14 protein-coding genes and 1 pseudogene are annotated in these 10,958 nt (G+C 60.8%); 12 read left to right on the forward strand and 3 right to left on the reverse strand.

Features of this window, described 5'->3' with window-relative positions; all coding sequences use genetic code 11:
- Positions 1-28: 28 nt before the first annotated feature.
- Positions 29-649, forward strand: a complete 621-nt coding sequence (locus tag ACM6IK_RS22440) for a TetR/AcrR family transcriptional regulator (RefSeq protein ID WP_108216231.1) — start codon at positions 29-31, stop codon at positions 647-649.
- Positions 650-841: 192 nt separating this feature from the next.
- Here the strand turns inward: ACM6IK_RS22440 and ACM6IK_RS22445 are convergent, their stop codons facing one another.
- The 3 genes from ACM6IK_RS22445 to ACM6IK_RS22455 form a co-directional block, all read right to left on the reverse strand.
- Entirely contained in the window at positions 842-1,669 is an 828-nt protein-coding gene (locus ACM6IK_RS22445; RefSeq protein ID WP_414876049.1) for a phasin family protein, read from the reverse strand.
- Positions 1,670-1,679: 10 nt separating this feature from the next.
- Positions 1,680-2,102, reverse strand: coding sequence for a phasin family protein (locus ACM6IK_RS22450; protein ID WP_108216229.1), 423 nt, complete (start codon positions 2,100-2,102; stop codon positions 1,680-1,682).
- A gap of 243 nt (positions 2,103-2,345) precedes the next feature.
- Positions 2,346-2,621: a polyhydroxyalkanoic acid system family protein gene (locus ACM6IK_RS22455; RefSeq protein WP_108216228.1), complete on the reverse strand. Its 276-nt coding sequence runs from the start codon at positions 2,619-2,621 to the stop codon at positions 2,346-2,348.
- Positions 2,622-2,776: 155 nt separating this feature from the next.
- Here ACM6IK_RS22455 and ubiE point away from each other — a divergent pair, with 155 nt between their 5' ends.
- From ubiE to ACM6IK_RS22510, 11 genes and pseudogenes are all read left to right on the forward strand, one after another.
- Positions 2,777-3,547: a bifunctional demethylmenaquinone methyltransferase/2-methoxy-6-polyprenyl-1,4-benzoquinol methylase UbiE gene (ubiE, locus tag ACM6IK_RS22460; RefSeq protein WP_008005057.1), complete on the forward strand. Its 771-nt coding sequence runs from the start codon at positions 2,777-2,779 to the stop codon at positions 3,545-3,547.
- Positions 3,547-4,170 (forward strand): SCP2 domain-containing protein, encoded by a 624-nt coding sequence (locus ACM6IK_RS22465; RefSeq protein WP_414876050.1) that lies wholly within the window; start codon positions 3,547-3,549, stop codon positions 4,168-4,170. Before ubiE ends, ACM6IK_RS22465 begins: the two co-directional genes overlap by 1 nt.
- Complete coding sequence (gene ubiB / locus ACM6IK_RS22470) at positions 4,167-5,771, forward strand: ubiquinone biosynthesis regulatory protein kinase UbiB (RefSeq protein ID WP_414876051.1); 1,605 nt, start codon at positions 4,167-4,169, stop codon at positions 5,769-5,771. The genes ACM6IK_RS22465 and ubiB overlap by 4 nt, the downstream gene beginning before the upstream one ends.
- A gap of 90 nt (positions 5,772-5,861) precedes the next feature.
- Positions 5,862-6,263, forward strand: coding sequence for a phosphoribosyl-AMP cyclohydrolase (gene hisI, locus ACM6IK_RS22475; RefSeq protein WP_108216225.1), 402 nt, complete (start codon positions 5,862-5,864; stop codon positions 6,261-6,263).
- Positions 6,256-6,588: a phosphoribosyl-ATP diphosphatase gene (locus ACM6IK_RS22480; protein WP_007975564.1), complete on the forward strand. Its 333-nt coding sequence runs from the start codon at positions 6,256-6,258 to the stop codon at positions 6,586-6,588. The genes hisI and ACM6IK_RS22480 overlap by 8 nt, the downstream gene beginning before the upstream one ends.
- Positions 6,589-6,613: 25 nt before the next feature.
- On the forward strand, positions 6,614-6,886 hold the full coding sequence (locus ACM6IK_RS22485; RefSeq protein WP_108216223.1) for a twin-arginine translocase TatA/TatE family subunit: 273 nt from the start codon (positions 6,614-6,616) through the stop codon (positions 6,884-6,886).
- A 10-nt stretch (positions 6,887-6,896) separates the two neighbouring features.
- Complete coding sequence (gene tatB / locus ACM6IK_RS22490) at positions 6,897-7,322, forward strand: Sec-independent protein translocase protein TatB (protein ID WP_414876052.1); 426 nt, start codon at positions 6,897-6,899, stop codon at positions 7,320-7,322.
- Complete coding sequence (gene tatC / locus ACM6IK_RS22495; protein ID WP_414876053.1) at positions 7,319-8,113, forward strand: twin-arginine translocase subunit TatC; 795 nt, start codon at positions 7,319-7,321, stop codon at positions 8,111-8,113. The genes tatB and tatC overlap by 4 nt, the downstream gene beginning before the upstream one ends.
- Complete coding sequence (locus ACM6IK_RS22500; RefSeq protein ID WP_414876054.1) at positions 8,110-8,817, forward strand: 16S rRNA (uracil(1498)-N(3))-methyltransferase; 708 nt, start codon at positions 8,110-8,112, stop codon at positions 8,815-8,817. Before tatC ends, ACM6IK_RS22500 begins: the two co-directional genes overlap by 4 nt.
- A 210-nt stretch (positions 8,818-9,027) precedes the next feature.
- Positions 9,028-10,089, forward strand: a pseudogene (locus ACM6IK_RS22505) (methyl-accepting chemotaxis protein); the annotation flags it as partial.
- Between the two features lie 141 nt (positions 10,090-10,230).
- A complete protein-coding gene (locus ACM6IK_RS22510) occupies positions 10,231-10,944 on the forward strand; it encodes a methyl-accepting chemotaxis protein (RefSeq protein WP_414876085.1) in 714 nt (237 codons plus the stop codon).
- Positions 10,945-10,958 lie beyond the last annotated feature (14 nt).

A 10,958-nucleotide genomic window follows, 5' to 3' on the forward strand; every position in this document is an offset into this window, starting at 1 on the left:
GGCAAGACCCGATCAATAAGAAGACTGGATGAAAACCCGCGACCGGATCCTCGAATGTGCCCTGCAGTTGTTCAATCAAAAGGGCGAACCGAATGTCTCCACCATGGAAGTTGCCAATGAAATGGGCATCAGCCCGGGCAACCTCTATTACCACTTCCACGGCAAAGAACCGCTGATTCTCGGGCTGTTCGAGCGCTTTCAGGGCGAACTGGCGCCCTTGCTCGATCCACCGGCCGATGTCGAACTGGCGCCCGAAGATTACTGGCTGTTCCTGCACCTGATCGTCGAGCGCCTGTCCCACTACCGGTTCCTGTTCCAGGATCTGTCGAACCTCGCCGGACGCCTGCCGAAACTGGCCAAGGGCATTCGCAATCTGCTCAATGCACTCAAGCGCACACTGGCATCGCTGCTGGCACGATTACAGGCGCAAGGGCTGCTGGTCAGCGATACCCAGGCATTGGGGCAACTGGTGGAGCAGATCACCCTGACCCTGCTGTTCTCACTGGACTATCAGAGGATTCTCGATCGTGAGGGTGAAGTGAGGCTGGTCGTGTACCAGATCATGATGCTGGTGGCGCCGCACTTGCTGCCGTCGATGAAGGCTGCGACCGAACAGATGGCGATGGAGTATCTGAAGGACCACGAATAACCCTGACACCCACTAACCCTGTGGGAGCGAGCTTGCTCGCGATGAGGCCAGCACATCCAACATTAAAAGTGACTGTAAGGCCGCCATCGCGAGCAAGCTCGCTCCCACAAGGGTACTGCGGTGTTCAATGAATCGCGCACAAACAAAAACGCCCGACCTTCACAGGCCGGGCGTTTTCTTGAGCCCTGAATATCAGGACTGACTGGTTGGCGTCGATGGAGCTGGCGCGGCAGTCGGGGTGACAGCAGGGGTTGGCGCGGCAGCGGAGTTCGATGCGCTGACCGGAGCTGCCGGGGTCGTCGGTTTGGCAGCTGCCACTGCTGGTTTTGGCGCGGCGGCTTTTGGAGCTGCCGGCTTTTTCACTGCAGGTTTTTTCGCCGCAGCAGGTTTGGCTGCTGGCTTGGCAGCAGCGGGTTTTGCCGCAGCCGTTTTAGCGGCTGGTTTGGTTGCTGGCTTCGCCGCTGCAGGTTTTGCAGCAGCGGTTTTAGCAGCAGGCTTGGCCGCCGCTTTTGCCAGTGGCTTGGCAGCAGTTTTGGCTGCTGGCTTGGCGGCAGCAGCCTTGGCAGCAGGTTTGGCCGCCGCGGTTTTCGCCGCAACAGGCGCAACCTTGGCACCCGTGAGTTTTTCGATTTGCTTGGTCAGGGAATCGACCTTGCTGTGCAGTGCCTTGACTTCGTTGCGGCTCGGCACGCCCAGACGCGAAATGGCGCTGTTCAGACGCTTGTCAAAAGCGCCTTCCAGCTCATCCCACTTGCCCAGTGCGCGATCTTTCACACCGCTGATGCGCGATTTGGCCGAGGAAGCAGAGTCCTTGGCGGCGTCGACAGTCTTGCCAACAGCGCTCTTGGTGAGCTTCTCGGCTTTCTCGCCGTCCTTGACCAATGTATCGAAGAGCTTGCTGCCGTCAGTGTCGATCTTCGAGTACACGCCTAAACCAGCCAGCCAGATTTTTCGGGAATATTCTTCAACCTTCCCGATCCACGAGCTGCCTTCTTTTTCGGTTTTCTTTTTAACAGCCATCCCGTTCTCCTTAAGATTTACGCGCGACACGTTCGAGCAATGCCGTCAGCTCATCGAGCTTAGCAGAGAGTGTCTCAACGTCATGTTTAGACGGAATGCCGATACGATTCAAGGCACTTGCGACACGCGTGTCGAACGCCTTCTCGACCTTGTCGAGTTGAACTTCGACACGGCCTTTGAAAGTGCTGACTTCACTCTTGGCTTCATCGATTTCGGCATTGGCCGCTTCCAGTTTTTCGGCGACTACCTTTTTGCCTTTCTTTTCAACAACCTGACCAGCCTTGATCAGTTCTTGAAAGTACTCGCTGCCCTCTTGACCGATCTTGGCGTAGGCACCCAGGCCTGCCAGCCAGATCTTGCGGGCGTAGGATTTGACGTCGCTCGGCGTGCCGGTCGACGGATCGATTTTTTTCTTCAATATAACTTTGGCCATGGTGCACCTCACGCGCAGAAGGTTTGAGGAACCGCCCGGACAAGTGTCGGGCACTGGCACAAAGTAGGGAGAAAAATTAGAAACGGCACCCTAACAAATGACATAAACCGTCGGGCGCGCCACATAAAAATGTAGGAGTGAGCCTGCTCGCGATTGCGGAGTATCAGCCGACATCAATGTTGACTGGTTAACCGCTATCGCGAGCAGGCTCACTCCTACAAGGGATGTGATTTCAATCGGAAATCAGACCAGGACCTTATCCAGCGCCTTTTCGATTTCCGCTTTGATCATGCCGCTCATGGCCGACATCATCAGGCCCAGTTCCACTTCGACGCGAATAGAATCCTCGGCGACATGCACCGCGCCCTTCACACCCGAGCGTTTGAGGTTCAGGGTGTCGCCGGACCACTGCGGCTCCAGGCCATACTGATCGGAAAGTTTCTGCGCCAGCTTGTCGGCCTTCTCGCGAGCCGCTTCCTTACCCAGGCCATGGGCACGTTCAACACTAATACGGGCCATCGAATGACTCCTGCTTTATGAATGCTTTCCCGAGGCATCTTGACCCCTGCTGCGTCAAAACGTCCCGATGGTTACCCATCTTACCTTCAGCCTTGCCAAGACAAAGCATGCCTTGGGGATTAGAATGTCGCGCATTCTCTTTTGGTGACAGCGATATGACTGATCAGCGCAAAGGCAGCGATGCCGAACCCACCACTCACTTCGGCTTCAAAAACGTTCCGGAAAGCCAGAAAGCGGAAAAAGTCGCTGAGGTATTCCACTCGGTAGCCGCCAAGTATGACCTGATGAACGACCTTCTGTCGGGCGGCATGCACCGTCTGTGGAAGCGTTTCGCGATCGAACTGTCGGGCGTGCGCACCGGCAACCGCGTGCTGGATATCGCCGGCGGTACCGGCGACCTGACCCGCAAGTTCTCGCACCTGGTAGGCCCCACCGGCCAGGTCGTGTTGGCCGACATCAACGAGTCCATGCTCAAGGTCGGTCGTGACCGCCTGCTGGACCTCGGTGTGTCCGGCAACGTTGAATTCGTCCAGGCCGATGCGGAAAAGCTGCCGTTCCCGGACAACCATTTCGACTGCGTGACCATCGCCTTCGGCCTGCGCAACGTGACCCACAAGGAAGATGCCCTGCGCTCGATGCTGCGCGTGCTCAAGCCTGGCGGCCGTTTGCTGGTGCTGGAATTCTCCAAGCCGACCAACGCGTTGATGTCCAAGGCCTACGACGCCTACTCGTTCGCCTTCATGCCGCTGATGGGCAAGCTGATCACCAACGACTCGGAAAGCTATCGCTACCTGGCTGAATCGATCCGCATGCACCCGAATCAGGAAACCCTGAAGTCGATGATGGTCGAGGCCGGTTTCGACCGCGTGACCTATCACAACATGACCGCAGGCATCGTCGCCCTGCACCGCGGCATCAAGCCCTGATGCTGCTCGCCGGCCTGCTCGCCAGCGTTGAGCTCGGCCTGAACCGGGTGCTGCGTCTCGACAGCACGGCGCTGCCGCGGCTGGCGCATTTGACCGGCAAAGTGATTGCCGTCGATTGCCGCAGCCCGGCGCTGCAATTGTTCATCCTGCCCAGCGACGAAGGCCTGATGCTCGCCTCCCAGTGGGAAACCGGCGCCGACTGTACCCTGCGTGCACCGGCTTCAAGCCTGCTGAAACTGGCCATGAGCAAGGACAAGACCTCGATCCTGCACAGCCCTGAAGTCGAACTCGACGGCGACAGCGGCGTGCTGCTGGAACTGGCGGCGATCCTCCAGGACCTGGAGCTGGACTGGGAGTACGAACTCGCGCGCGTGCTGGGCCCGGTGACCACGCAACTGGTCGGCGGTCACCTGCGCAGCCGCGCCCGCTGGTATCAGCAAGGCTTTGCCAGCCTGGGCCAGAACCTGGGCGAGTACCTGGCCGAAGAGTCGCGCACCCTGGTCGGTCAGCGCGAAGCCGAAGCCCGATTCAGTGAACTGGACCAGATCAAGCTCGATCTGGAACGTCTCGAGGCGCGTTTCGAGCGCCTTTCCCGATCCCTCGACCCAAGCGATAACGCATGAAGCTGCTTGCCGTCCGCCGTTTGTTGCGCATCCAGCGCGTCGTGATCCGCTACCGCCTCGATGACCTGCTGTTCGCCCTGCCACTGCCCTGGTTCCTGCGGGCGCTGCGTTATGTCCTGCCGTGGCGCTGGTTCCCGCGCAAGACCCTGGACCTGAGCCGTGGCGCACGCTTGCGCCTGGCGTTGCAGGACCTGGGGCCGATTTTCATCAAGTTCGGACAGATCCTGTCCACCCGCCGAGATCTGTTGCCCGAAGACATCGCCGACGAACTGATGAAGCTGCAGGACCGCGTTCCGCCGTTCGACTCGCAAGTGTCGATCAAGCTGATCGAAGAACAACTCGGCAAGAAAATCAGCGAAGTGTTCAGCCGTTTCGATGTCGAACCGCTGGCCTCGGCCTCAGTGGCGCAGGTGCATGCCGCGCAACTGAAAACCGGTGAAGAAGTGGTGGTCAAGGTGATCCGCCCTGGCCTCAAACCGGTGATCGCCCAGGACCTGGCATGGCTGTTCATCCTCGCTCGCGCCGCCGAAAAACTCTCGGCCGATGCGCGCCTGCTGCACCCGGTGGACGTGGTCAGCGATTACGAAAAAACCATCTACGACGAACTCGACCTGCTGCGCGAAGCGGCCAACGCCAGCCAGTTGAAGCGCAATTTCGACGGCTCGCCGCTGCTGTACGTGCCGCAAGTCCATTGGGACTGGTGTCGGCCGAAAGTGCTGGTGATGGAACGCATCTACGGCATTCAGGTTACCGATCTGGCGACCCTGGCCGATCAGCGTACCGACATGAAAATGCTCGCCGAGCGTGGCGTGGAGATTTTCTTCACCCAGGTGTTTCGCGACAGCTTCTTCCACGCCGACATGCACCCGGGCAATATTTTCGTCAGCACCGTGAATCCGTGGAGCCCGCAGTACATCGCCATCGACTGCGGCATCGTCGGCAGCCTGACCCCGGAAGACCAGGATTACCTGGCGCGCAACCTGTTCGCCTTCTTCAAGCGCGATTACCGTCGCGTGGCGCAGTTGCACATCGATTCGGGCTGGGTGCCGGCGGAAACCAAGCTCAACGAATTCGAAGCGGCGATCCGCACGGTGTGCGAGCCGATCTTCGAAAAACCGCTGAAGGATATTTCCTTCGGCCAGGTGCTGATGCGCCTGTTCCAGACCGCGCGCCGCTTCAACATGGAAGTGCAGCCGCAGCTCGTGCTGCTGCAGAAGACCCTGCTGAACATCGAAGGCCTGGGCCGCCAGCTGTACCCGGACCTCGACCTGTGGAACACCGCGCAGCCGTTCCTCGAACGCTGGATGCGCGAGCGGGTCAGTCCCAAAGCCCTGCTCGGCAACGTGCACAGCCAGTTCGAACAGATCCCGCACCTGGCCAACATGGCCCGCGACCTGCTCGAACGCATGTCCCAACCCCACGCCTACGACCCGCCGCCAGCGTGGCATCGACGCCGCGATGACTGGTTCCTGCGCCTGCTCGGCACGGCCCACCTGGCCGGAGGCGCAATCCTTGCCGCTGGCGGCCCGCTGAACCAGTTGGCTTACTGGCCGGCCGGCATCATGATGGCGGTCGGTTTGTATCTGGTCGTGCGCCGATAGCCAGTCGCGCAACACGCTGGCACACTGTTTGGACGCTGCATTGAACGTAGGCCCCCGACTTTGTAGTGCGGGCCCGTATCGGAGTCGTAGATGAAGAATTGGCTGGACGAGATCAAGTGGGACGCTGACGGCCTGGTACCGGCCATTGCCCAGGATCACAAGACCGGGCGCGTCCTGATGATGGCCTGGATGAACCGCGAAGCACTGGAACTGACCGCTGCCGAGAACCGCGCCATTTACTGGTCACGCTCCCGTGGCAAGCTGTGGCGCAAGGGCGAAGAGTCTGGCCATGTGCAAACCCTGCACGAGATGCGCCTGGACTGCGACGCCGATGTCATCATCCTGATGGTCGAGCAGATCGGCGGCATCGCCTGCCATACCGGCCGCCAGAGCTGCTTCTACCGCGTCTTTGAAAACGGCGACTGGACAACGGTCGACCCGGTGCTCAAAGATCCGCACGCCATCTACTGCGCAGGGCATACACATGAGTGACACACTGACCCGTCTGGCCGAAGTACTGGAAGAGCGCAAAGGCGCCGCCGCCGACAGCTCGTATGTCGCCAGCCTGTATCACAAGGGTTTGAACAAGATTCTGGAAAAGGTCGGCGAAGAGTCGGTCGAAACCATCATTGCCGCCAAGGATGCCGCCGTCAGCGGCGACTGCAGCGATGTGATCTACGAAACCGCCGATTTGTGGTTCCACAGCATGGTCATGCTCGCCCAATTGGGGCAGCATCCACAGGCTGTACTCGATGAACTGGACCGTCGCTTCGGTCTCTCCGGACACGCCGAGAAAGCCTCGCGCCCGTCCGCCTGAATAACGATTAGAGAGGAGCAGCAGCATGGGCATTTTTGACTGGAAACACTGGATCGTCATCCTGGTTGTCGTGGTACTGGTGTTCGGCACCAAGAAACTGAAAAACCTCGGCACCGACGTCGGCGAATCGATCAAGGGCTTCAAGAAAGCCATGAACGACGACGAAAAACCGGCCGACCCGAATGCGAACCCGGCCCAACCGGTGCCACCTGTTCAGCCTCAAGCCTCGGTGAACCAGCCGCATACCATCGACGTGCAGGCCCAGAAAGTCGAAGAGCCGATCCGCAAAGACGTGTGAGCACTGACTAATGTTTGGTATCAGCTTCTCTGAACTGCTGCTCGTCGGCCTCGTCGCCCTGCTGGTGCTGGGCCCCGAGCGCTTGCCGGGCGCTGCGCGCACCGCTGGCCTGTGGGTCGGGCGTCTGAAGCGCAGCTTCAACGCAATCAAACAGGAAGTTGAACGTGAAATCGGTGCCGACGAGATTCGTCGGCAACTGCACAACGAGCACATCCTGTCGCTTGAGCAGGAGGCGCGGAAAATCTTCACGCCGACCCAGCAGGAGCCGACGCCGGTGGAGCATGTGGGAGAGCAGACGATTCATGCGCCTGCCGCTGCTGTCGACCCGACACCTGCGCCTGTTGTTGCAGCCACACCCGTTGAACCCGTTACACCTGCGGCTGCGCCCGTTGCGCCGGCCCCTCATGACCCAACACTGCCGCCGCGAGCCCCATGAGCGATCTCCCTGAAAACGACCAGCACATGCCGCTGGTTTCGCACCTCACCGAGTTGCGTACCCGACTGCTGCGCTGCGTAGCGGCGATTTTCATCATCTTCGCCGGCCTGTTTGCCTTCACCCAGCAGATCTACACCTTCGTCTCCACACCGCTGCGCCAGTACCTGCCGGCCGGCGCGACGATGATTGCCACCGACGTGTCGTCGCCGTTCCTCACGCCACTGAAACTGACGATGATGGTCTCGCTGTTCCTGGCGATTCCGGTGATCCTGCATCAGATCTGGGGTTTCATCGCCCCCGGCCTGTACAAGCATGAAAAACGCATTGCCGTGCCCTTGCTGGTCTCCAGCATCTTTTTGTTCTACACCGGCATGGCCTTCGCCTACTTCCTGGTGTTCCCGCTGATCTTCAAGTTCTTCGCCTCCGCCACTCCGGCCGGCGTGGAAATGATGACCGACATTACCAGCTACCTCGACTTCGTCATGACGCTGTTCTTCGCTTTTGGCGTGGCGTTCGAAATCCCGGTGGCCGTGGTGCTGCTGGTGTGGATCGGCGTAGTCGACGTCAAATACCTGAAGAAAATCCGCCCGTACGTGATCATTGGCTGCTTCGTGGTCGGCATGATCCTGACGCCGCCGGACATCTTCTCGCAGACCCTGCTGGCCGTGCCGATGTGGCTGTTGTTCGAGATAGGCATCCTGTTTGGCAGCCTGATCAGCAAACGTGGCGAACATCCGGACGACCAGCCGGCTGACGACCACAACGACCAGCCACCAGCGACTCAACCGTGAACCTGCTGCTGCTCGAAGACGCCGATTTCATTGCGGCCGACCGGGTGATCCTGCGTGATCGCCGGTTGACCCACATGCAGGAAGTCCACCGCTGTGAAGTGGGTGACAGCATGCGCGTCGGGCGGATCGGCGGACTGATGGGCTCGGCCGAAGTGCTGCGCCTGGACGCTGGCGAAGCGGAATTGCGCGTCACCCTCGACCAGCCACCACCAGCCAAGCTGCCATTGACCCTGGTATTGGCCCTGCCACGGCCCAAGATGCTGCGCAGGGTGTTCCAGACCGTGGCGGCCATGGGTGTGCCACGGATCGTGCTGGTCAACAGCTATCGCGTCGAGAAGAGCTTCTGGCAGACCCCGTTCCTGGAGCCCGAGGCGATTCGCGAGCAGTTGATCCTCGGCCTCGAACAGGCACGGGACAGCGTGCTGCCGGAAGTCGTCATCGAGAAGCGCTTCAAACCCTTCGTCGAAGACCGTTTGCCGGCGATCACCGACGGTACCCTCGGCCTGGTGGGGCATCCGGGCAATTACCCACCCTGCCCTCGCGCACTCAGCGAACCGGTGACCCTGGCCATCGGCCCCGAGGGTGGCTGGATTCCCTACGAGATCGACCTGCTGGGCAAGTCCGGCCTGCAACCGGTGCAACTGGGCGAGCGCATTCTGCGGGTCGAAACCGCCGTGACGGCGCTGCTGGCCCGACTTTTCTAATCCCAGACACTTTCCCTTGTGGGAGCGAGCTTGCTCGCGATGACGGTGTATCAGCCACTTCATTGTTGACTGACATGCCGCTATCGCGAGCAAGCTCGCTCCCACAGGTCTGCCATCTGCCCTGGATGATCAGCCACCCGTACTACAGAACCCCGCCCGCCGGCCGATAACCTCCCCATAAAACCAAATTGCGGTCCGGGGAGTTTCAGCATGTATCAATGGCTAGCCGAGAATCTGGGAAACGTCAGCGTCAAACGCAAGCTGGGGATCGGCTTCGGTCTGGTGCTGTTACTGACCTTGCTGATCACCTTCACCGGCTGGAGTGGCCTGAGCGGCGTGACCAGCCGTGGCGATAAACTGGGGTTCATCGCCAGTCTCAACGACCTGACCAAGGACCTGCGCATCGCTCGCCTGGATTACGAGATGCGTCGCGGCGAACAAGGTCCCGGTGCCGTCAACGATCTGTTGGGCAAACTCGAAAGCGGCCTGCAGACCGCCCGCGGCCTGATCGAGCAACCGGCTGATACGGCCATGGTCGATCAACAACTGGCCGCTGTCGCCGAATACCGCCGTGCCTTCAGCGACATGACCCAGGCCGGCGCCCAGCGTGAAGACGCCCGCAGCAAACTCGGCGCCACCGCCGACAATGCCGTGGCTCGCGTCGCCGAAGTGGAAAAATCCATGCTGCAAGGGGACAGCGTGGCGGCGTTCAACAGCGTGACCGACCTGAGCAAACTGATCCAGCAGGCGCGTTTCCAGGTGCGTGGCTACACCTACAGCGGCAAGAGCGAGGCCGAACAACCGGCCCTCGACGCGATCGACAACGCCCTGAAGAACCTCGAGAGCCTGCCGGCCAAACTGCCTGAAGAACACATCGCCAACCTGCAACAGGCGACTGATTCACTGAAGGCCTACCGCGCCGCTGTCAGCCAGTTCCGCGACTCCCAGGGGGCCAGCGCCAAGGCCCTGGCCCGCATGTCTGCCCAAGGCGACATCCTGTCGGGCATGAGCCAGAAACTCACCGTCTCGCAAACCGTCGTGCGTGACACCGACGCCGCCCATGCCAAGAACATGCTGACCCTCGCCACCGTGCTGGCCATCGCTTTCGGCCTGCTGGCCGCTTGGGCGATCACCCGGCAGATCATCATTCCGTTGAACCAGACCCTGGCCGTCGCCGAGCGCGTCGCCAGTGGCGACCTGACCCACAACCTGACGTCGCAGCGCCGCGACGAACTCGGCCAGTTGCAGCGTGCCATGCAGAGCATGACCCAGGGCCTGCGCGAACTGATCGGCGGCATCAGCGATGGCGTCACGCAGATCGCCAGCGCCGCCGAAGAGTTGTCCGCCGTCACCGAGCAGACCAGCGCCGGGGTCAACAGCCAGAAGGTCGAGACCGATCAGGTCGCGACTGCCATGAACGAAATGGCCGCCACCGTGCAGGAAGTCGCGCGCAACGCCGAAGAAGCCTGTGAAGCTGCCGTCGCCGCCGATCAGCAGGCCCGCGAGGGCGACAAAGTGGTGGGTGAAGCCATCGCCCAGATCGAACGCCTGGCCAAGGAAGTCGGCCACTCCACCGCTGCCATGGGCGAACTCAAGCGCGAAAGCGACAAGATCGGCAGCGTGCTCGACGTGATCAAATCCGTGGCCCAGCAAACCAACCTGCTGGCGCTCAACGCGGCGATTGAAGCTGCCCGCGCCGGTGAAGCCGGGCGTGGTTTTGCCGTGGTGGCAGACGAAGTCCGCAGCCTGGCCCAGCGCACCCAGAAGTCCACCGAAGAGATCGAAGAGCTGATCGTCGGCCTGCAAAGCGGCACGCAGCAAGTGGCGACCATCATGGACAACAGCCGCAACCTGACCGACAGCAGTGTCGAACTGACCCGCCGCGCCGGCGGCTCACTGGAAAGCATCACCCGCACCGTCTCGGCGATTCAGGCGATGAACCAGCAGATCGCCGCTGCCGCCGAACAGCAAAGCGCCGTGGCCGAAGAGATCAATCGCAGCGTGCTGAACGTGCGGGATGTGTCGGACCAGACCTCGGCAGCCAGTGAGGAGACCGCAGCCTCCAGCGTTGAGCTGGCGCGACTGGGTACACATTTGCAGATGCTGGTGGGCAGATTCAAGATTTGAGGTGATGCGCATGG

Origin of the sequence: Pseudomonas sp. IT-196MI5, assembly GCF_949767415.1 — a bacterium.
GTDB lineage: Bacteria > Pseudomonadota > Gammaproteobacteria > Pseudomonadales > Pseudomonadaceae > Aquipseudomonas.

Bases quoted from the DNA above. Each gene is read 5' to 3' on its own strand.
- ACM6IK_RS22440 (WP_108216231.1), top strand. From the start codon at position 29: ATGAAAACCCGCGACCGGATCCTCGAATGTGCCCTGCAGTTGTTCAAT.
- ACM6IK_RS22445 (WP_414876049.1), bottom strand. From the start codon at position 1,669: ATGGCTGTTAAAAAGAAAACCGAAAAAGAAGGCAGCTCGTGGATCGGG.
- ACM6IK_RS22450 (WP_108216229.1), bottom strand. From the start codon at position 2,102: ATGGCCAAAGTTATATTGAAGAAAAAAATCGATCCGTCGACCGGCACG.
- ACM6IK_RS22455 (WP_108216228.1), bottom strand. From the start codon at position 2,621: ATGGCCCGTATTAGTGTTGAACGTGCCCATGGCCTGGGTAAGGAAGCG.
- ubiE (WP_008005057.1), top strand. From the start codon at position 2,777: ATGACTGATCAGCGCAAAGGCAGCGATGCCGAACCCACCACTCACTTC.
- ACM6IK_RS22465 (WP_414876050.1), top strand. From the start codon at position 3,547: ATGCTGCTCGCCGGCCTGCTCGCCAGCGTTGAGCTCGGCCTGAACCGG.
- ubiB (WP_414876051.1), top strand. From the start codon at position 4,167: ATGAAGCTGCTTGCCGTCCGCCGTTTGTTGCGCATCCAGCGCGTCGTG.
- hisI (WP_108216225.1), top strand. From the start codon at position 5,862: ATGAAGAATTGGCTGGACGAGATCAAGTGGGACGCTGACGGCCTGGTA.
- ACM6IK_RS22480 (WP_007975564.1), top strand. From the start codon at position 6,256: ATGAGTGACACACTGACCCGTCTGGCCGAAGTACTGGAAGAGCGCAAA.
- ACM6IK_RS22485 (WP_108216223.1), top strand. From the start codon at position 6,614: ATGGGCATTTTTGACTGGAAACACTGGATCGTCATCCTGGTTGTCGTG.
- tatB (WP_414876052.1), top strand. From the start codon at position 6,897: ATGTTTGGTATCAGCTTCTCTGAACTGCTGCTCGTCGGCCTCGTCGCC.
- tatC (WP_414876053.1), top strand. From the start codon at position 7,319: ATGAGCGATCTCCCTGAAAACGACCAGCACATGCCGCTGGTTTCGCAC.
- ACM6IK_RS22510 (WP_414876085.1), top strand. From the start codon at position 10,231: ATGAACGAAATGGCCGCCACCGTGCAGGAAGTCGCGCGCAACGCCGAA.